Annotated in this window: 20 protein-coding genes and 1 pseudogene; 9 read left to right on the top strand and 12 right to left on the bottom strand. The window is 58.2% G+C overall.

Going from position 1 to position 18,359, the window contains the following annotated elements:
* Positions 1 to 264: 264 nt before the first annotated feature.
* The 5 genes from P3T25_RS14755 to P3T25_RS14775 all read right to left on the bottom strand — a co-directional run bounded on the left by P3T25_RS14755 (position 265) and on the right by P3T25_RS14775 (position 3,931).
* On the bottom strand, positions 265 to 705 hold the full coding sequence (locus P3T25_RS14755; RefSeq protein ID WP_429358298.1) for a hypothetical protein: 441 nt from the start codon (positions 703 to 705) through the stop codon (positions 265 to 267).
* 165 nt (positions 706 to 870) lie between these two features.
* Complete coding sequence (locus P3T25_RS14760) at positions 871 to 1,344, bottom strand: hypothetical protein (protein ID WP_429358299.1); 474 nt, start codon at positions 1,342 to 1,344, stop codon at positions 871 to 873.
* A gap of 48 nt (positions 1,345 to 1,392) precedes the next feature.
* A complete protein-coding gene (locus P3T25_RS14765; RefSeq protein WP_429358300.1) occupies positions 1,393 to 2,046 on the bottom strand; it encodes a hypothetical protein in 654 nt (217 codons plus the stop codon).
* A 63-nt stretch (positions 2,047 to 2,109) separates the two neighbouring features.
* The gene (locus P3T25_RS14770; RefSeq protein ID WP_429358301.1) at positions 2,110 to 3,102 is read right to left on the bottom strand and encodes a hypothetical protein; all 993 of its coding nucleotides are present in this window, start codon (positions 3,100 to 3,102) and stop codon (positions 2,110 to 2,112) included.
* A gap of 214 nt (positions 3,103 to 3,316) precedes the next feature.
* Positions 3,317 to 3,931, bottom strand: a complete 615-nt coding sequence (locus P3T25_RS14775) for a hypothetical protein (RefSeq protein WP_429358302.1) — start codon at positions 3,929 to 3,931, stop codon at positions 3,317 to 3,319.
* Positions 3,932 to 4,145: 214 nt separating this feature from the next.
* On the opposite strand from P3T25_RS14775, the gene P3T25_RS14780 reads away from it, so the two are divergent.
* Positions 4,146 to 4,523 carry a DUF6232 family protein gene (locus tag P3T25_RS14780; protein ID WP_429358303.1) on the top strand — a complete coding sequence of 126 codons (378 nt, stop codon included), beginning with the start codon at positions 4,146 to 4,148 and terminating at the stop codon, positions 4,521 to 4,523.
* 697 nt (positions 4,524 to 5,220) lie between these two features.
* On the opposite strand, the gene P3T25_RS14785 is transcribed toward P3T25_RS14780, so the two are convergent.
* Genes P3T25_RS14785 through P3T25_RS14800 form a run of 4 tightly spaced genes read right to left on the bottom strand, consistent with a single transcriptional unit; the run spans position 5,221 to position 8,536 of the window.
* Positions 5,221 to 5,415 carry a hypothetical protein gene (locus P3T25_RS14785; RefSeq protein WP_429358304.1) on the bottom strand — a complete coding sequence of 65 codons (195 nt, stop codon included), beginning with the start codon at positions 5,413 to 5,415 and terminating at the stop codon, positions 5,221 to 5,223.
* Between the two features lie 28 nt (positions 5,416 to 5,443).
* Entirely contained in the window at positions 5,444 to 5,842 is a 399-nt protein-coding gene (locus tag P3T25_RS14790) for a hypothetical protein (RefSeq protein ID WP_429358305.1), read from the bottom strand.
* Positions 5,839 to 7,695 (bottom strand): hypothetical protein, encoded by a 1,857-nt coding sequence (locus tag P3T25_RS14795; protein WP_429358306.1) that lies wholly within the window; start codon positions 7,693 to 7,695, stop codon positions 5,839 to 5,841. The genes P3T25_RS14790 and P3T25_RS14795 overlap by 4 nt, the downstream gene beginning before the upstream one ends.
* On the bottom strand, positions 7,640 to 8,536 hold the full coding sequence (locus P3T25_RS14800; RefSeq protein WP_429358307.1) for a hypothetical protein: 897 nt from the start codon (positions 8,534 to 8,536) through the stop codon (positions 7,640 to 7,642). The genes P3T25_RS14795 and P3T25_RS14800 overlap by 56 nt, the downstream gene beginning before the upstream one ends.
* A 246-nt stretch (positions 8,537 to 8,782) precedes the next feature.
* Here P3T25_RS14800 and P3T25_RS14805 point away from each other — a divergent pair, with 246 nt between their 5' ends.
* From P3T25_RS14805 to P3T25_RS14825, 5 genes are all read left to right on the top strand, one after another.
* A complete protein-coding gene (locus P3T25_RS14805; protein ID WP_429358308.1) occupies positions 8,783 to 8,998 on the top strand; it encodes a helix-turn-helix transcriptional regulator in 216 nt (71 codons plus the stop codon).
* On the top strand, positions 8,995 to 9,336 hold the full coding sequence (locus P3T25_RS14810) for a hypothetical protein (protein WP_429358309.1): 342 nt from the start codon (positions 8,995 to 8,997) through the stop codon (positions 9,334 to 9,336). Before P3T25_RS14805 ends, P3T25_RS14810 begins: the two co-directional genes overlap by 4 nt.
* A 30-nt stretch (positions 9,337 to 9,366) precedes the next feature.
* A complete protein-coding gene (locus tag P3T25_RS14815; RefSeq protein WP_429358310.1) occupies positions 9,367 to 9,891 on the top strand; it encodes a hypothetical protein in 525 nt (174 codons plus the stop codon).
* Between the two features lie 113 nt (positions 9,892 to 10,004).
* On the top strand, positions 10,005 to 12,770 hold the full coding sequence (locus P3T25_RS14820) for a phage tail tip lysozyme (protein WP_429358311.1): 2,766 nt from the start codon (positions 10,005 to 10,007) through the stop codon (positions 12,768 to 12,770).
* A gap of 209 nt (positions 12,771 to 12,979) precedes the next feature.
* Positions 12,980 to 13,216, top strand: a complete 237-nt coding sequence (locus tag P3T25_RS14825) for a hypothetical protein (RefSeq protein ID WP_429358312.1) — start codon at positions 12,980 to 12,982, stop codon at positions 13,214 to 13,216.
* 66 nt (positions 13,217 to 13,282) lie between these two features.
* On the opposite strand, the gene P3T25_RS14830 is transcribed toward P3T25_RS14825, so the two are convergent.
* Both P3T25_RS14830 and P3T25_RS14835 read right to left on the bottom strand, forming a co-directional pair.
* Positions 13,283 to 13,639 carry a hypothetical protein gene (locus tag P3T25_RS14830; protein ID WP_429358313.1) on the bottom strand — a complete coding sequence of 119 codons (357 nt, stop codon included), beginning with the start codon at positions 13,637 to 13,639 and terminating at the stop codon, positions 13,283 to 13,285.
* A gap of 178 nt (positions 13,640 to 13,817) precedes the next feature.
* Positions 13,818 to 14,054, bottom strand: coding sequence for a hypothetical protein (locus P3T25_RS14835; RefSeq protein WP_429358314.1), 237 nt, complete (start codon positions 14,052 to 14,054; stop codon positions 13,818 to 13,820).
* Between the two features lie 152 nt (positions 14,055 to 14,206).
* Between P3T25_RS14835 and P3T25_RS14840 the strand changes: the two genes are divergently transcribed.
* From P3T25_RS14840 to P3T25_RS14850, 3 genes and pseudogenes are all read left to right on the top strand, one after another.
* Positions 14,207 to 14,632: a hypothetical protein gene (locus tag P3T25_RS14840; protein ID WP_408414662.1), complete on the top strand. Its 426-nt coding sequence runs from the start codon at positions 14,207 to 14,209 to the stop codon at positions 14,630 to 14,632.
* Positions 14,633 to 14,666: 34 nt separating this feature from the next.
* Positions 14,667 to 15,659, top strand: a complete 993-nt coding sequence (locus P3T25_RS14845) for a hypothetical protein (RefSeq protein ID WP_429358315.1) — start codon at positions 14,667 to 14,669, stop codon at positions 15,657 to 15,659.
* Positions 15,660 to 15,902: 243 nt separating this feature from the next.
* A pseudogene (locus P3T25_RS14850) lies at positions 15,903 to 15,972 on the top strand (hypothetical protein); the annotation flags it as partial.
* 917 nt (positions 15,973 to 16,889) lie between these two features.
* Here the strand turns inward: P3T25_RS14850 and P3T25_RS14855 are convergent.
* A complete protein-coding gene (locus P3T25_RS14855) occupies positions 16,890 to 18,149 on the bottom strand; it encodes a tyrosine-type recombinase/integrase (protein ID WP_429358316.1) in 1,260 nt (419 codons plus the stop codon).
* Between the last annotated feature and the right edge of the window lie 210 nt (positions 18,150 to 18,359).

Raw genomic sequence — 18,359 nt, forward strand, 5'->3', positions numbered from 1 at the left:
GTCTGAGAACAAGCATCGCCGCCATATGACTACGATGCAACTCGCGGTTGCCGTGGCGCTCGTGCTGGATTGGGCTGAAGCTGCGCACCATGGAACAAACCAGCATTCGGGAGGAGTGTTCGTGAAGGACACTCCTCCAGTTACCATAGCCGACCGTGCCGCTCAATCTGGCGCGAGCCCGTCAACGCAGCGCCGGGCTGACACATTGGCGAAGCCTGATCCGGAACTCGCGAGAGAGCCACTTTTAATCGTGGCTCTTTAATATTACTGGTGATACCGGGCTTTGAACGCCTGCGTCAACTTCTTGTCAGCGTCGCACACTTTCATGGGCTTTAGCTGGCCGCCGGTGATACTGGTGAATGCGTGCGTTTTCGGATCGGTCGCGCCACTAATGCATCCACACTGCTCGCCGCGACTGGTATCCGGCATTTTGTCGGGTACGCCGTTCGCATCAAGTTGCCACGCTGCGTCCCGATCATCCAGCGTCAACTCGCCCCCGGGAAGCGAGTTGGTGATGATGCCGCAACGCATCTCTGCGTGAGCGGTGATCGATAGCGTCGCGAGCAGGACTGCTGTCACAAGTGTTCGTTTCATTATGGTCTGGTTTTCTTTAAACGTGGTGCTGTGAATGGGACCTTCTGAAAAGCCGACGCCGCGCCGCAATTTTTGCGGCTTGATGTCCGATCTCGACGTCGTTATCGGCATTTCATTGCGAAAGGTTTAGGGCTAGACCGGTTCGGTACGCGGCCGCTTACCGATGTTCGGCTCCCGGATATTCTCACCAATGACCGACCGTTTGCGCGACGCCGCTGAAGCTATGCCACGGGAAGTGCTCGCAGGCGGCGTGCCCGACGAACAAGCCGCGGTGGTCTAGCTCAGTTTTCTGCCAAAATGTCTCCCGGCGATGATCCAGTAGATTAGTCCCGCTACACATCCTACGGTTATCAGCCGCACCTTATACCAGTGCACCGTGTCGAGTCGCACAGAGGCGGATTGAAATTCAGGCATGCTCACTGCGACCGCGACCGCGAGCAGTCCAAGCAGGCCACCTACAACAACATAAAACAGAGGGTTTCGAATTCGAAAGCGGGCTGCCAGCAGATGCAGAAGAACGCACGGCAACGCCGAAATGAAAAAACCTGCTACCCAAACGAGCATGAAATAAAAACCTATGCCAAAGATCATTCTGGGCAGGCTCATTGGTAGGGGAATCAAGAAGCCAGGCGTTGTATGCTGTGCGTGGACGACCACCGCCGCGAACAGGTATGCGGCCGGAAACAGGGCAACGCATATGATGTAGGCGATCGTAGAACGAAAGGCAGAGGGTGCAGTGTTTGGCGTCATCGGTAGCGACTTGTCGTGAAAAGGGCTGTTGCGCAATTGATTGCACAGCTACCGCGCCGGATGACTGGTTAGCCAGGCCTCAGCCCCTGCCAGCAATGCCTTAACCTTGCCCTGTAAATCATGGTGGTTTTTCTTGAGGGCGTCCGCATAGGCCACTAGCGCCCTTTCCCGGTTCGCGATCCGTTGGACCTGGTTGGGAACATCAGAGGACGAATGCATCTGTTCCAGCTCAGCCATCATCTGGTTATTGACAAAGATTGAGTTGAAATGACCAGTGAGTCCCACGTACGCCGTAACAATTAGTTTGCGTAATTCGTCGTCGTCTATTCTGCCCACTCGCGCGGGAGAGCCCTGGTAAATGATCAGCCCGTCTGAGAGGCCCGGCACAAACACATCGTAGTAGTGTCCCGCTTGGGTTGCCAGCAGCAAAGCGCCGGTTTGTTCTGAATAGTCGTTCCAGACGGTTTCGACCTCATCGCGGATTGCCTGCACAAATGCACGGGTTTCGTTTTCGTCGTCGGCTTTCTTGTCTTGATATTGCTTCGCATAGATCCCGATGGCGGCGATGATCGCGAACAGTGAGCCTACGCCCTGTACCCAGGCGGCGATATCGGCTGCGCTTTGCATCGGTTTGGCGTTGAACGCCGCGAACAGGATGACTACGACCAGCGCGGCTAATGGCGCTTGCCAACCGTCTTTCATAACGGCCCCTCATTTGTTGCTGGTGACGTGATTACCTTTGCGATCCATGTTCAACACAGGGCATCAACGAATGTCGGCCGCCGTGTGCATGATCGCGGACAGGCGCTGGTCAGCGTCAGCCTTTGCCTTTGCGGCGCTGGCGAGCGCGGCGTCCACCGGTCCCAGCACGCCACGGTACGAGGCATAAGCGCGGGAAAGGGCTTTGCACGGGCCCATGTCGGGAATGGTCGCGCCAACCTTCACTGTGGACGTGTCACCCAAGCAGATCCCGTTGAAGCGATCGACCCGGGCGTTCAGTGCCGCCTCACGCTTCGCCAACTCTTTCTGTGCATCGGCGATGGCGCTGCCCGTGATTTCGATTTGGGAGCGGTCCACTCCCATTTGCCCTACCTCGACTTGGGCCTGACCAATCTGAACGTTGTTGCCGGTTGCCGCCAGCCGTTTGGCATGGGCTAGTTTCGTTTGCTCGACCGTTACCGCCTGAGCGTAGAACGCAATCATCGGCGGGGTATGGTCCTGAACTTGGTGTGCACGCGCGACGAAAGTATCGAGGTCTCCTGCGAGTGCTTCCGCGTCCCGGTTCAGCGACGCCACCTGCCGCTCACGCTGACGCTGATTTGCGATGGCGGTGCCAGCCTCCGACAGCTTGGCGACCATGGCGTCGTAATCCTGAACGGTGCCACGGTCGAAGTGCGAGACCTTGGCTTGGGCCGAGCCACCGGTGTTTGGTACTGTGAAATCCAGGCCGCTCCCCGTCACAATTCCGCCGAAATTCTGCCCGAGCGGCAAAGGCGTCGAGAAGATCGTTAGGGTGAGATTGTCGCCGTCCACAACGCCTGACACGTTCACCGTCGAGGTGCTGACGTTGCCATCGTTCATTAGCGTGGCGTATTGGATCGTGCCGGTTAGGTGGTGGTCGGGCGTCTGCGTGAGGTGCATCAGCTCAGCGCCAGACGCCTGGTGCGACACGTAGGTGCCAGAGAGCGAACGATCCCCGCAGCCGCCTAGCAAAAGCGCCGTTGTAAGCGTGATCAAGACCTTGGTCTTGTTCTTCATGTTGGCCTCTCGCCACTTCTCATCGAACAGCATTCATCCGAGCGCCCCTAAGTGCGCTGGCCGGACAACACGCCTCCCACGCTCCGCTCAATTTCGCTGATGCCGACAGAGCTATCACTACTACCAAGCCCAGCAAATTCGGGCCAATGCATGCCATGCAGTCGATCTTGGCAGCGGCACGGTCAGGATGATTTCTGTCGTTAACGGAGGGGCCTCAAATTTGACCGATAACGCGAGCCTTGATCGTCTCGTATTCGGAATCGCTAATCAAACCTTTGTTAAGCATTTCTTTGGCGCGCTCCAAGCGCGCCAAAGAATCATCGGGTGACGCATCGTTCGACGAACCGGCTCCTGGTCCTAATGATCCTTGGAACCCGCCAGATTTGGCGCGCAATTCCTCTAACTCGCGAAGCCTGCGCTTTTCGCGCCACGCTTGTTCCTGAGCCTGGCAGATACGATATACCGCTTGGGCGTCCGCCTTTCTGAGGCCTGTAAATGCCACTGCCCGTACTTCGCCGCCGCTTGCTAGATCGGGCTGAGTCAGCGCGGTTACCTTCAAATCGCAGCCAAAAATCCCAGCGCGAATATGAGCGGACTTGATGTCTTGCCACCGAAGGTCAACAGGCGTGAATCCTCCGATCAAGCCACGGGTCATGCCAATTAGCCGTCCGGATGTCGCCGATACAAGTTCGCGACGGTGGAGTAACGCGAACAGCCTGCGCTGGACCGCATAGCAATGTAAGGTCTCATTCTGGACCAGCATGGACTCTAGATACGATATCGCCTTGCGCAGGCCTCGTTCCGTCCGAACCGCTTGGTTTTCACTCATCGCTATCCCCGATTGATATTCGTCGTTTTATGTGGCGACCAGTCCGCATATTACTCGAACTCATGGTCTGGGGGCGCGGCCGAGTGCCTTTAAAGAAGCCCGATAACCAAGGTGATAAAAATTTCTGAAGTTTCTGTTCCGCCTGCCGTTAACCACGGTAATGCGTTGTCTCAAAAGGCGACACAGCGCATCCACCAAAAATAGGAGCAACTATATGGAAGAGCGGATCTTTTTGGACGAAGCCGGTGTGAAGGTTACGAATGCGCGCGTGTTGGTCGGCTCGCAAACATATGCAATGAGCGGCGTGACGTCGGTTCGACATGCCAAGAAGCCGGCGAACCGTACGTTTCAGGTGCTGTGCTTCATCGTGGCGGCGGGGACGTTGTACTTCGATCATCAGAACTCCCAAGCCGTGTTCTTTGCTATTGGGGCGGTTGTCGTAGGGATCCTCACTTGGGTGTTATTGAAGGACAAGCACTTCGTGATATTGCACAGCTCATCGGGCGAATCGAGGGCTGTCGAACACACGGATCGCGGATTTATTAACCGTGTCATTGGATCGATTAACGAGGCGATTGTTTCGCGCGGTTGAACTCCAACGATCTGCTGTGCAGCTTGTTCCTACCAGGGATGTTCTTGCCAAGGAGCGAAGCTCTTGTTGCGGGACCCTTCGGCATCGCGGACCAATTAAGTCACTTGGCGCCGAAGGGACAGGCACCTGAGGCCGTTCGGCATAGTGCCAGCGAACTCCTTGAGACATCGCGAAAAACGATAGCTTTGTGGTGACTGTCGAGTGGATTGACGAATACGCTACCCCTAATGGTGCGTGGACGCAATCGCAGTTGGATCAGATTGGTGTCACGTGGCCGCCGCCGAGGGGATGGAAGCGCAGTGCAGTAGGCCGCGTGACTAATGCCCAGCAGAAAGCTATCTTTGAGCAACGGATATACAAAGAAGATGCATAGCCGGCATGAGCCTACCGCTGTACTGATTGCTATACCGGGCTGACCGGTAAGCCATCGCGACTCACGACGCGCGGGAAGGGCCATAGGCGCGGCACAGGACGGGCAAGCGGATCTGCATGTGACGAACGAGGCCAACAAGGCATCCGCATGATTGCGTGTCGCCGCGCGTCAGGCTGTAGCCGACTATCACGTCGCTATTGCCGCAGTCACAAGCGCAGTTCCAAGTCGCATACCTGCGCTCATTGCGACCGGCTCGCGATAAGACGCGCAAACGCCCAAACGTGCGCCCGGCGAGGTCATTGGCTGGCCTCATGCCGGCGTCGCCTAGCTGCTGTACGCCAGACCGGCGAGGCCGATGGCGAAGCGCATGGCATCGTCGCCTTCTACGGTCGCGTAGTGGGTCGCTTGTGCCGCGATCCACTGCATGGCCCCGAGCGGGAAAAGATGGCCCGTGCTGCGCTCGATGGCGCGCGCTTGGTGCTTGGCGCGAATGTGGATGGTTCCGATGATGGCGTTCATGGCGAGGCTCGTTGTGTTGGTGGTGCGATTAGATCGTCACGTTTTCGTGTGCGCGCCATATGGGCGACACGGGCCGCCCATCGGTGCCGAGCACGCGCGGGAAACACCAAGCGAACGGCTTCGGTTCGGGCTTCGGCGCGGCCTGCCAAGCGGCTGCATAGTCCCTTGTGGTCGGCACGGGGACGCCCATGCGATAGACGCGGCCCGGGATTGCAGGCTTCGGCGCGGGCTTCGCGTCGCATCCGCACGTGGTCCGCTCGTCACGCTGCACCTGCTTCAGGTAGTACGTGCCGCGATGGCCGCAATCGCAGGCAAAGCGCCAGCGGGCTCCCTCTACGCCGTGCGCGACATACTTCAGCGCTACCAGGTTGCCCCAGCGCTGCCCGGTCCAATCTTTCGTCTTGCGTCGTTCCGCCTTGGTGCTCATTTGCCAGCCTGCGCGCCCATTGAATCGAAGATCGCCAGTGCGCGCGATGCGATTGCAGTGGCCTTCGCCTTCGTCGCTGGCATGTGCTTTGCGGTCTGCTCCGCGGCACGCAATTGCTTTTTGGCGATCTTTGTCTCAAGCCGGGCGTATTCGCGGCGTTCCTTGCGGGTGAGCGGGCGCACCTCTTCAGTGGCCTCAAGTTTGCTGATGGCTTCGGCGATGGGGTCGCGTACGGGCGCGCTGACGGGTTCGTGCGCCGTGTTCGGTGCGACGGCATCGGCGACGGGCGCGGACGGCTCTGCAGGCTTGTTATCGAACGCAGCGCGAGCAGCAGCCGCATCCTCAATCGTGTCGAAGTAGCCAAGATGGACGGCGTGGCCTGCTTGGTAGCCGCGCGCATACCACTTATTCCTTTTCACTGCCCAATGAACACCGTTGATACAGGATGTGTTGCGGGTGTGCAGCACCGAGCCATTTGGATCGAGCGGAAATTCGACGGCTCCACGCGTCCTCAGACGGTAATGCGCCAGTGCGGCAGAGATGCCGTGCGCTTTTGCGAGCCCGGATAGCGACGGCTTAGCCTCGCTACCGACCTCGATAACCGGCACGGGCCAGCCGTCAGTGAGCCATTCGACAAACTCAGCCAGGCCGTCGGCGGTAAGGTCCCAGTACGCCGCGATTGATTCCGGATCAAGCGCGGGCTCCTCGAATGACTGGCGATAGGCTTCGTCGTCCTCTTCGGACATAGGTGGCAACCATCCGCAGCGGCGCGCTTGACGGCTACTATCGGCGTCGCTTTCATCGGATTCAACCGGCTTGCCGAGCTTGTAGAGCGGCGTATCCCAATCGTCCCAATCTACAGGTGATGCAACAGCGTTAGTTTTCTTGCTGGTGCGCGGTGTGCCGCGATGAATGTATGTGCGTTTCGGCTTACTAGGCTTCTCGTCGCGGACCATGCCGGGTTCCCACGGCGAGAACGGCAATGGCGTCCACAACGAAAACTGCGAAATGATCTCGCCGCCGATAGCAGTCTCGATGAGCGTTGCGCCGGGATGCGCACGCTCAGCGTACCGCGCGCATTCGAGATAGTCTTGGCGCAGGCCGATGTCCAGCGTCTTCCGCTTGCCAGCCGCGTCCTCGATGGTGATCGTGGCTTCTTGCAGGTGCGCCCACTTGCGCGGTACGCCGCCCTTCGAATTGCCGCCGCAACCGGCGCGGAACTTCTCTATTTCGCGCTGCCTGTTGAAGCACGACACGCATAGCGTTGCCGATCTCACGAGGCGCATGCGGCCAATGAGGCGCGCGTTGGTGCGGGCGCTCTTTTCGCAACGGACGCACGAAAGACCCATTGCCAATTCTGACGCGGTGTGGATGCCGGGTTCATTGCGATAGCGCTGGCCGCCTGCGTGAGCAACCCCAATCGGGCAGCCCTTGCATGAGATCGGCGCGTCTGTGCGCGTGTAGTTTGCGGCGCAGGCTTCTTTCGTCAGGACGCAACTGAGGCGATCGCACGTGAAGACTTGGAGCGATGCGAAATCGGCGTGCGGGTGAAAGTGGACCGATGCGAGGTCCTGCGTGAAGGTGGGAAGGATGGTGGCGCGGCGGATTTGCTCTGGATGATACGTGGCGTGCCTCATGCACCCTCTCCCGTTTGATTCGATAGGGCTCAGGTTCGCGTCACTACTTTTTCCCTCAAAGGGGTCAAGAAATCCTTTTTTAACCGTGGTTTTCGTGCGACACGCTGGCATGAAAGAGCCCCTTCGGATAGGGGCTTTTATGATTCTTAGGCAGTGCAGATTACTCGCCGCGCAATTTCGCCATGAGTTCGCGCGGCACAGCGCCAACGCCGCCAAGCGCGAGGCTGTTGGCGATCACCTGGGCGGATTGTGCATCGATGGCCCCATGTGCAAGCGCAGCGCCTGCGGCTGCCTCTACTTGTGGCGTGGTGTATCGCGGCATTGCCGAGCGCAGGCCGCCCATGTTGCCGCCGCTGATCGACTTTGCCAGTTGCTCGTTGCCGAGCTTGCGAGCGATGGACTGCATTTTCTGATTCAGGTTACGCATGGGACTGACCCCGAGAGTGGTTTGCACGCGTTGGCGTGCGGTTTCAATTGATTTGCTGAGTGCTGCGATGGTCGGCTTAGCGACTGCCGAGCGACCGGCGACGTGCGCAACGTGGGCGGTGGGCATGCCGTAACGCGTGGCGAAGTCGTCCGTATGATCGCTCGACTGCGCTTTCATGAACGAGTGAAGCCCCAGCCGCAAACGGCTGAAAGCGCCTGCGTGGAGACTCTTACTCAATGAGCACGGCGAGACAGGCACGCCGTCGATCATTTCCTCGTCGTCTTCGTCGTTGATGCCGCCATTGGTGCGCGCTTCAGACATGCGGCGAAGTTGCTCGGCATCCTGGCGGCCAGTCCCGCGCTTGGCGCGTTGGCGCTGCAGTGCCGTCATGCGTTCGCCATACTTGCGCTCGGCCTCGCGGTCGATATCAGAGACGGCGCTGCGCTGAATTACGCGCTGCGGATTTGCGGGCGCATGCGATGCAGCGTGCGTGTTACCTGCTGTGCGCAACGTGCTGTGAAGCAAACTTGCATGGGCTTGGCTCTTGCCCATTTGCTCTTGCACGGCATAGCCAAGCTGGGCCATGAGCCGAAGATGCGACGGACTGCTCTCGCTGAATTGCTGATACATAGGTTAGGTTCCTTTGCGGCGTCCCGCGTTGGTTTTGACGACGTTCGTCAGTGTCTATTGGGCTGTCCCGACCGGCTGAAAAGGTGGGATTTGCCACCATTTGCGCGAAGGCCGCGCATGTCCACCTAATGCACTTGATCGTATTGACGCGTAACAGCGCAAACGACGCTTCTTTGCACGTATGCCGCCGTTGTCCGAGTCGTGATGAAAAGATACGTCCATGGCAACGAAACGTTAGGGGATGTAATGACGAACCCAATCGAAGCCGGCGACCCAATGATTAGCCTTGAGGACGTCTCCGCGATGCTGGCAGTGAGCAAGCGGACCATTTCGCGGCTCATCAAAGAGGGTGACTTCCCTGAGCCCTACCGCATTTCGGCGGCTGTGCTCAGGTGGAAAAAGTCGGTAGTACTGGAATGGCTTAAGACGCGGCAACAAGCGCCGCAGGGAGCAAAAGAATGACGATCAAACCGACTACCAAACGCGCCCCGGAGGCCGCAATGTCGAAAGAAGACCTGAGCAAGCGCATCGCTGCTGCAAAGCTCGAACTGAATACCGCTCTGTTGACCGGCGAGCCGACTACGGCTGCACGTGCCGCACTGCGCACACTCGAAGCAGAGTGCGCCGCGATTGAGCAGCAGGAAGCCGATCAGATCGCCGCACAGCAGGCTCTGAAGCAAATCGAAGCCGACGGCATCAACCGTGCTGCGCAAGAGCTTCTGGCGGCCCGTAACGCGCGCATCGCAGCAATCACCACGCGCTACCCGATTCCGGATACGCGTACGACTTTCCACGCTTAACAAGTACACCGAATCAAAGGAGTTTTGACAATGTCCCAAGCCGCACAAATTCTCGCCGCAGCCCGCGCAAATCTCGTTACCGCAACGGAGCGCGCAGAAGCCGCTCACGCAGCCCAATCGAAGCTGCTCGTACGCAAGTCCGAATGCGAAGCCGCAGCCGCCACCGCGCTCGCCGATTTCCGTGCAGGCAAGATTGATGAGGCAACCGCGTCGCTGCGCAAGGCATCCGCCGACGCTGACGCCAAGGACATCGCCGGGCTGATCGATCAAGGTGCTGCGCACCTCGCGACACTCAATCGTGATGTGATTGCCCGCAAGGGCGACGCCGCGCAGGCGGAAAACGAATTTAAGCGCGAAGAGTGGACCATTGAAACCGCCGTACTCGACAGGCAGATCGCGCAACTCGAAGCGACGTTCCTGGCCGCAATGGCAGAGCGCTACCGCCTGCACATGCAGATCAACGGCAGTCGCGGCAGTCAGAGCACGTTCGGTTTCTACGAGCCGAGTCGCGCCATGAAGGAATTGATCACGCGCAACGTGCCGCCGTCGGTCTAAGCGACCCGCAACGCAGCGCGAAAGGCCCTCACGCAGGGCCCTTTTTCATTGGTCCGCGCCCTCTGTAGTGACGCCACGATAAGGCTATCTAACACGCATTCGGAATCCTTAAAATGGTAGATCAAGTCAAGATCGGAGTCGGCGCAAACGTCAGTGGCGTTGATGCGGCCATCCAGAAAATCACTGCGTCCATGAATAAGCTGGGCGCGGCGGTCGCAAAAAATCAGGGCCTCAAATTCGAGCCAACGGACATGAAGCTGATGGCGCGCGATCTCTCGCTCATCAATACGCAGATGAAGCAGGTAATTTCGTTGTCGCCACAGCTACGCAATGCGCTCAAAGCCACGGGACAATCTGGCGCGCATCTATCGCAGATCGACTTTTCGAAGCTCTCCACGAACCCCGCGACGGCGCAGCGCATGCGTGATCGTGCCTTCATGGCCGCCGTCCGTGGGTCCAGTTTGGACCCCACGCTGGCGAACGATGTGGATGCGAACGGCAACGCCGTTGCGCCCGGTGCTGGCGGGGGTGGTGCTGGCGGCTCCGCAGGCGGCTCAGGTGGCGCTGGTGGCGGTGGTAGTGGTGGCGGGCGTCGTCCTCGCCGTGCCGCTGGCGGCGGTTATGGTGGCTCCGGTGGCGACGAGGAAGGCACTGGCTCCTGGTGGAAGCGCCGCCCTAACGGCGGATGGGGAACGGCGACCGCACTGGCTGTCGGCAACGGCATCGGCGGTACTGCTGGCAACATGATTACGGCGGGCCTTGGTGGTGGCGGCCTTCCAGGTATGGCCATGTCCTTGCTCACGTCAGGTATTGGCAAGGGCGCACAGTTCGTGTCCGAAGGCGTGGGCTTGTCCAATAGCCGCGCGATGGACCTCGATACGCTGAAGCGCTCGATGGGCGATCTCGGTGTGTCGTTCGATGCGCTGACGGCGGGCACTGAGAAGTTCAACCAGGGGCTCGGCGTGTCCTCTGTTGAATTCGCCAAGCTGGAGAATCAGGCGAATCAGGCGAGCGGCGGCATGTACCGCACGCCTGACGAAGTCGCTGCGGCCACGCGCCAAGGCGCGGACCTCGGGCGCGCGTACGGTATCGATCCGTCGCAGGGCGTCGGCTTCATGTCTGGCATGCAGCGGCTCAACTCGCGCCAGAACAACAAGGAACTCGCGACCCAGCTTGCAGAAGCCATCGTTACCGCGCAGGGTAAGGCGGCCCCAGGCGAAGTCATGCAGGCCATGCAGAGCTTCGCTGCTTCGCAGAATCGGTTCAACGCAGTCAACCCGAACCTGAGCATGTTCGGCAACGCCTACGGCTCGATGCTGACCGGCGATATGACGGCGGACCATGCCTCTTCGATCCTCGGCACAGCCAACTCTGCCATGCAGCGCATGGGCGGAACTGAGGCGACGCGCAACTTCCTGACGCAGCAATTCGGCATGGACCCGATCCGCGCGCAGCTTCGCGCAGAGGGCGGCCTGTTCTCGAACGGTCTGGACAACCAGGACGTTGCTGGCTTCATGTCGCGCCGCGGCATCAAAAACTGGAATGAGCAATACAGCGGGCCCGCTGGTTCGAACCTCGCCGTAACCATGCAGGGCCTCGACAAGGCTTACTCCGGTCGCGGCCAGTACGGCTACGAAATGGAGCTTGACGCCGTCAAAAATATGTTTGGCCTGAAGTCGCTCGGCGACGCTGCTAGCCTCGCGAACGCCAGCACGTCGGACCACAACGGCATCGCCACGATTCTGAAGAACGCAGGTGTCGGCCTTAGCGACTTGCGCGAGGGCGGCCTGCAGGCTATCGCCGGTATCTCGAAGGCCGGTTCGTTTGACGATCTCGAAAAGCTCTACCGCAGCGGCCCGGACTCGATTCGCAACCGCAAGGATATGAGCCCCGACGACCTCGCTGCGATGGATAGCGCCGAGAAAAGCGGCAACTTCCAGCAGTTGCAAAACGAACTGGTGCGCGTGCTCGCCGGCAAAGGGCAAGAGGACACGCAGGGCTCGCTCGCGCGCCAGGCTGCTGCAGACCTCAATGACATCAAGACGAACATCGGCACTTATGTCGCGCCCGGCATTACCCGCATGGAAAGCTGGGTTGAAGGCATCGCTAAAAAGATGCTCGGCATTGGTGGCGACATGGGGCCGCCCGCGCCGAGCAAGACTGCGACTGGCTTCGATAGCAGTGTCGGCGATCCGAGCGCCACTATGCCAGGTATTGGCGCGAATGCGAGGCCGGGCGCTGCTGGCACTGGTGGCATTGGCAAGAGCGGCACTGCCACTGCCGCGGCTCTGAAGGCGCAACTTATCGCGGCTGGCGTTCCTGAAGCGCAGGCGGACGGGATGCTCGGCAACGCCATGCGCGAAAGTTCACTCGATCCGAGCGCATCTAACGCAGGACATTACGGGCTGCTTCAGTGGGATGCGGGGCGTCAGAAGGACTTTGCAAAATGGGCCGGGCACGACATTCACAAATCCACGGCTGCGGAACAAATGGCCTTCGCGCTAAGTGAAATCAGCAAGGGTGGCAGCCAGTACGGAAAAGCGGGGCGCTTTTGGGCTGCGCAAAACGCTGGCACTGCTGGCGTTATGTTCGGCCAGGACATTGAGCGCCCGGGTGACTACTCGCACGAAAACCCGATCCGCTACGACCTGAGCAACCAGATGGCGAAGATTCCTGCGGCTGACTTGGCGAAGGCAAAGGGCGGCAGCGATCACTTGCCGGGGCAGGCTCCGATGGTCATTGTGCAGCTTGAACAGAATAACTCAACCACGGTGAACGGCTCCACGAAGACGAAGAAGCTGTCCACCACGATCAATCCGCCGACCTCTTCTGGAATGACGCAACGTGTTTCGTTGCCCGGGAACAGCGTGAGCAACTGATCTACGCCCCGGTTAGCCGGGGTTTGTTGGTATATGGCGGCCTCGTTTGCGCATCGTGTCGTGATGGATAGAATGAGGCTCATTGTTTGAGGTCATCCGCCTCGCGCTGTAGCAGCGCTTAAGCCCGCTCTCGTAGCGGTTTTTTTTTCGTACGCTCGCCGCGAAGTAGTGACCCCATCCTGAGTGCTACTAATCACTCAGGAATCGCCATGTCCGCAAGCGTTCGTACCGTCGTTAAAGACGCCAACGGTATCACCTTCGATCCGTCCTCGCTGCCGCACGAGTTCACGTATGACGCGAACAACAACATGCTCACGGACACTTGCTTTGAGCAGAGCGCCGTAGTGCGCCAGAAGACGTTCACGTACCTGGAGGGCGCGAACGGCGTGTGGCTCGTTAAGGCTGAGTCCGCATGGATCAACGTCACTGAAACGTGGCGGGGCTAGAGCGCGTAGGACGGCCTCGGCGGGATGCGCTGGTCTCTGCGCCTACGCCGAGCGCCGGGAGGCCGCTCAGGGATTCGTGAGCTTGTCGCAGATATCGCCGAGCACGACGGCGAGCTTCGATAGGGTTATGTCCTCGTCGGCTCCCCCTTCGATAATCTCCAAGGCTGTGATCGTTTCCGCGCCGACCCGCATCAACAGGCCGGGCCCCACGCCCCAAATCAGACTTTCGTCCGGAAGCAGTTTCATCCAAAGAACGGATTGGGCTGGCGTTAGGCAAAGGAAGGGGCTCATTTGCTCGGCGTGTTTGCGGATGGTCTCCACTACATCCCCCTGCAGTTCCCCGGCCATCCAAATGCCCCGCACTTGGCACGTATAGGCGCTGAAGCCGAAGACCAGCGCCTTCGCGGAATCTAAGTCGTCCATCGCTGCTGCCCGAGTTTACAAAACTCAATTTTGAGGTTTGCTTTGAAATCAATGAGTTATAGATTTTGCGGCTTCAACGATTTGCGCGCGCCCATTGCTCGGGAATGCCAAGCCATGCCTCGCGATTGATTCCCCGGTTGATCGGACTCGGGTGCATGGACTTTGCGGCTAGGGGCGGTTACGAGGTGATCTTAGCCGGCAACCGACCCTCGCGATCAATGATGGCGTATTCAAGAACCATAATCGACTGCGCGAGTATCCTATCGATTTCGATGTCCTCGCCAAGCAGCGCGGCGTGTGCTCGGCGCATGTCGCTTAACCAATCGTTAAGCGTGAGATCCGGACGAGGCGAATACCAATTCCGGTAAATGCCGCGCAAGAATTTCCAAGTGGACGGGTGAATTGTTGGCTGCATGGCAATCTCCCTTGATTGATTGGTTGCTGCAGGCTATTTCAGTCTTTCATCCCACCATAGCGCATGTCGGAGCCGGTCGTCCACGCTGCCCGCGCGTGCAACCGTCGGGAACCGGCTTGGGCGCCTGATGTTGGGCGCCGTTGGGAGTATATTTGCCTGATTTCTTCATGGAAATAGCCAACATGAACTATCGATATCCGGGGTTAGTCATTCGGCGCGGTGGGTCAGGTTCGAAGGACTGTGACGAAGACTTCAGGATTGCCGTTCTCAATGGAACCCTCGTGGTCTATATCGACGAATGGAGCAACCATCGAACGATGGAGGCGCGCGCCTACGGTTTGATCCCGGGCGACAAACCCGTAGTTATCGGTTATCAACTTGACGGCGGTCAGGGTATTCCGCCAGCGCAAATGTGGAAGACGATCGACGATATCGATGGGCTGCTTATCGGCGAAAAGCCGGACGCGTTCGCCGACAGGACGATCCCGGCGCAGCATGCCAGCAAGCTAATCAAGATTTTCGCTCTGGCACCGGAGACGGGCGTGGATTTGTCGCCGCATGAGGCTGCGGGGTATTGAAGGGTGCATGCCGTTAGTTACTGCCGAGGGAAAAATGAGTGAAGAAGCCGCAAAGAATGTTGAAAGCAATGAGACTGGCAATACTCTCGAAGACGTAAAGCACCGCAACGCGGAATTGCTGCGTGAATATATAGACGCGAAGCCGGTTGAGTTCGTAAAATTTGTTTGCGAATCGGTCTTAGGGATACCCGGAAATGGGGGTAACCCATTCATGGCAAAGCGAGACAATGGCTCTTCTGAGGCCGAGAACAGTATCTTCAGGAATTCGAGAAAATACCACGGCAGTTTTGCGCAGCTCATGCTGGACAAGATTCGCGATGACGACGGTGAAAAGTCTGACTCGGACTCAGAATACATTTCCTTCTTCGAAATCACTAGAAATTGGTTCCATGGGACTTTCAAATGGCTGAAAGCTGATGACTTGGGCGATATGCTAGACATCCTTTCGATACAGTTTGCCGTTTTTGAGAAATACAGCGGAGATCTGGGTTCTGCGATCGATTCAGCCGCTCATCTCATCTACGAGGGTGTTCCGCTGTACAAGATGGCTGCAGATGGCAACATGAGCAGGCTCTCTTTTGACGACCCCCTTTACATTTACGTTTTCAAAAAAGGGGAGTACTGGGATACCGGAAAGGTCACGTCGCTTCCAGAGTGGGCGGACGGTCTGTACATAAAGCGCAGCGACCTTGATGTGCACGACGCATACTTTTCTGGCAGCGGCGAACTGACGGATGAGGCGCGTGCCATGAGGCGTGAGGCAATGTGGCAAAAACTGGGCTTGAGAAACGAGCACAAGCCGAAATCAGAAGCGCCGCAACGCCGCGAACACAAGACCAAGCTTTTAGATGCAGCGCGCGCGGTTATCGATAGATATTACGGTGCTCAATATAACGAGAATGACTCGCTTACGATCACTTCTCAAAAAGTCGTTATCGAATGGCTGCAGACGACATATGGAATGTCTGAGCGCGAAGCTCAGTCGATCGATATCGTTACCCGACCAGATAGTGCCCGCAGGCGATAAATGAACGATGAGGATACCCTCAGGGTACCCTAAGCCCAACCTCAGGGTCGCGGATATTGCCCTCAGCCCGCCCTGAGGTCTTTAAATCAAGCCATACCAACGTTACCCAAAAGGGCGGCCGCCATTGCTATCAAGCGTGCGTTTGCTCGCGCCGTTGCCGCGCACCGACCAGCGCGAGGCCTAATCCGACCACGCGGCAAGGAGCGCGAGAATGCAAGTCATTCCGATGGAAAAGTTGTCAACATGAGCAACCTGGGCGACATCGTCAAGGTGAAGGACGGTTTCGCACGTAACTTCCTGATCCGAGCAAATGCACCTGCCGGTAGGCCCGCTGCAGATGGACGTCGACCACGCGATGCAAATCGCGCTGCACACCGACGTTCTCGTCGATGACGGCCACGGTGGACAAGTTTACTGGCTCAGGCGGGCTTCTGGACGGGCACATGGCTGCAGTGCAGCGCGGCAAGATGTGACTACTATCACTCAGTCCAAGTGGCGGAGTGTAAATCTAGCCGAATTTTGTAGTAGTGTTGTCCGTGGCTGAGTGAAGGTCGAAATACAGTGCGCGGTGTTTTTCGCGTGCTCAGGACTCATGTTTTGCGGGAGCATAATTGCCGCAAAGATGAATTTACCGCCGCGCAATCGGCAAAGGACTCAGCGAGATGGATTTTGAGCAGTGTTATCGCTCAAAAGGAAACGACGCGAGTGATCGCGCCGTTTCGAATGGGGAAGGGGCTTCGCCTACGTCCGTAGGAAGATTCGGGCGGGCCCCTTCGAATCACGTACCTCTACAGGAAAAGTACATGAGTACAGCAAACCTGTGTTACCTGCTTTTAGCAGCGCATTATTTCAGCATTGCAGCGGTCTATGTTTTTGCCGCATTAACGGGGCATACATGAGACGCAAGGTCAGACATACGTGTCTAGATTAGCATACTGATGCGACAGGTGCGAACGGCGGTCGAAAAGGCTGCACCGCGATTCGATGCCGAACGCCGAGCCGAAATTCATAGCCCACCTGTTTTGTGGGCTTTTTTATGGAACTGGCGGCCTGACAGGACACACATCCGCGATTGGTCAGCGCGGCTCGAAAACTTAGCGAAACGCTATGTTTGTCCGCAATTGCGCCAGTGGGAAGGGGGTGCCCCCGTGATGCGTCTAGATCTTCGGCTGCCTTCCATGCACCCACCTTGCGGTCAGAACTGAACGCATGCGTGTCCCGCGAGCCGGCTTACGCCGCGGCGTTGATCGAAACGACATTCCACGGCCGACCTTCGGTGCACGATACGATCAACGCAGCCCATAGTTCTAGTGCTTCTCGACGTTCGGGGATGTCTTCACGCACATCGTAAATCCGCTCCATGCCCTTGAGCTTGTGATTGAGCGCGAGTTCCGTGATCTCATTGGGAATTTTCATGTTGCGCATGTGGCCCTTGGCGGTGCTTCGCGTGTCGTGTGGCGTGAAGCGGCGAATGTCCAATCCTCCGCGCGTGAATGCGCGATTAATCGAAGCCCATAAAGTCGTGTTTCCGACGTGAGTGTCGCCGTGGTTTTTCCGACGTACAGCAGTGCGCGCAGGAAGCACCCATTCGGAGTCACCGGCAATCGCCTTCAGGCACTCGAACCAATGTCGCACGGTGGGGGTAATCGGCACGAGGAAGCCTGCTCGCGTTTTGACAGATTCGTCGGGTACGAGCCATGTGTTCCTTTCGAAGTCGATATGCTCCCATCGTGCTTTTGCCAACTCGATCGAGCGAACGCAAGTGGCGAACAGGATGCGCAGCGCAAGGCCATTCTCGCGTCCGATCGTATCGTCGATTCCGACAAGCAATGCGCGCATCTCATTTTCGGTCAACATCACACGCGGCTTCACCGGAGGCCGCGGACCCATAAGCGCCTTGAGTGTGATTCCGACGCAAGGGTTGACATCGATCATGCGCTTGCCACAGGCGTGCGCGAACAACTGCGTGGTTGTTGTGAGGAGGCGCTTGCAGACTGTCCATGAGCGCCCGCTCTTTTCGATCATGTGTACGACATCGGCCGGCGCTACCTTGCGCACTTCAAGCGGACCTAACTTTGGCCGCACGATGTTTTCGAGATCCCACTTGCGATAGTAGATAGTGCCATCGGCCAACGGTGGCTTCAGCATCTTTTCCACGAAGTCGTCGGCCAGATCCTTGACCGTCCACGCGGACACGGCGCGCGCGCGCTCAGTGCGCTTCTCGGTAGCCGGATCTGCGCCACTGTCGATCGCTGCTCGGTGGGTGCGTGCCAATCTGCGTGCGGCAGCTAGAGCCACATCGGGATAGTTGCCGAGCGTCAATTCCTTCCGTCGGCCGCCGCCGACTCGATACCGCAGGACCCAACTGGCCGTACCGGCTGCCGAAAGAGTGAACGTCAGGCCATCGCCATCGGATTTTGCAACGGGCTCGCCTTTCGCAATCCAGCGTCTGATTTGAAGATCATCAAGCTTGTGTGTTTGCTTTGGCATGGGCGTCCGGGTGGGTAGCTAGGAACAGTCATTATAGCTGGCTACCCACCTAGCTACCCAACGGATGTGAGCCAAGCTGAAACAATTTGAGACATCTGGAGCTTGCCGCGTGAGGGAAATCAGGGGTTTGGTGGGGCGGGTAAGACATCCTGAAGCGGGGTGAGACATCAATGAAGATTGCAGGTGGCGATTTTCATAAAGTTCTCACAT

It is taken from the genome of Paraburkholderia sp. GAS32 (assembly GCF_050434225.1).
Classification (GTDB): domain Bacteria; phylum Pseudomonadota; class Gammaproteobacteria; order Burkholderiales; family Burkholderiaceae; genus Paraburkholderia; species Paraburkholderia madseniana.

Excerpts from the sequence above, each read along its gene's own strand:
- P3T25_RS14755 (WP_429358298.1), bottom strand. The coding sequence starts at position 705 with ATGCCGATAACGACGTCGAGATCGGACATCAAGCCGCAAAAATTGCGG.
- P3T25_RS14760 (WP_429358299.1), bottom strand. The coding sequence starts at position 1,344 with ATGACGCCAAACACTGCACCCTCTGCCTTTCGTTCTACGATCGCCTAC.
- P3T25_RS14765 (WP_429358300.1), bottom strand. The coding sequence starts at position 2,046 with ATGAAAGACGGTTGGCAAGCGCCATTAGCCGCGCTGGTCGTAGTCATC.
- P3T25_RS14770 (WP_429358301.1), bottom strand. The coding sequence starts at position 3,102 with ATGAAGAACAAGACCAAGGTCTTGATCACGCTTACAACGGCGCTTTTG.
- P3T25_RS14775 (WP_429358302.1), bottom strand. The coding sequence starts at position 3,931 with ATGAGTGAAAACCAAGCGGTTCGGACGGAACGAGGCCTGCGCAAGGCG.
- P3T25_RS14780 (WP_429358303.1), top strand. The coding sequence starts at position 4,146 with ATGGAAGAGCGGATCTTTTTGGACGAAGCCGGTGTGAAGGTTACGAAT.
- P3T25_RS14785 (WP_429358304.1), bottom strand. The coding sequence starts at position 5,415 with ATGAACGCCATCATCGGAACCATCCACATTCGCGCCAAGCACCAAGCG.
- P3T25_RS14790 (WP_429358305.1), bottom strand. The coding sequence starts at position 5,842 with ATGAGCACCAAGGCGGAACGACGCAAGACGAAAGATTGGACCGGGCAG.
- P3T25_RS14800 (WP_429358307.1), bottom strand. The coding sequence starts at position 8,536 with ATGTATCAGCAATTCAGCGAGAGCAGTCCGTCGCATCTTCGGCTCATG.
- P3T25_RS14805 (WP_429358308.1), top strand. The coding sequence starts at position 8,783 with ATGACGAACCCAATCGAAGCCGGCGACCCAATGATTAGCCTTGAGGAC.
- P3T25_RS14810 (WP_429358309.1), top strand. The coding sequence starts at position 8,995 with ATGACGATCAAACCGACTACCAAACGCGCCCCGGAGGCCGCAATGTCG.
- P3T25_RS14815 (WP_429358310.1), top strand. The coding sequence starts at position 9,367 with ATGTCCCAAGCCGCACAAATTCTCGCCGCAGCCCGCGCAAATCTCGTT.
- P3T25_RS14820 (WP_429358311.1), top strand. The coding sequence starts at position 10,005 with ATGGTAGATCAAGTCAAGATCGGAGTCGGCGCAAACGTCAGTGGCGTT.
- P3T25_RS14825 (WP_429358312.1), top strand. The coding sequence starts at position 12,980 with ATGTCCGCAAGCGTTCGTACCGTCGTTAAAGACGCCAACGGTATCACC.
- P3T25_RS14830 (WP_429358313.1), bottom strand. The coding sequence starts at position 13,639 with ATGGACGACTTAGATTCCGCGAAGGCGCTGGTCTTCGGCTTCAGCGCC.
- P3T25_RS14835 (WP_429358314.1), bottom strand. The coding sequence starts at position 14,054 with ATGCAGCCAACAATTCACCCGTCCACTTGGAAATTCTTGCGCGGCATT.
- P3T25_RS14845 (WP_429358315.1), top strand. The coding sequence starts at position 14,667 with ATGAGTGAAGAAGCCGCAAAGAATGTTGAAAGCAATGAGACTGGCAAT.
- P3T25_RS14855 (WP_429358316.1), bottom strand. The coding sequence starts at position 18,149 with ATGCCAAAGCAAACACACAAGCTTGATGATCTTCAAATCAGACGCTGG.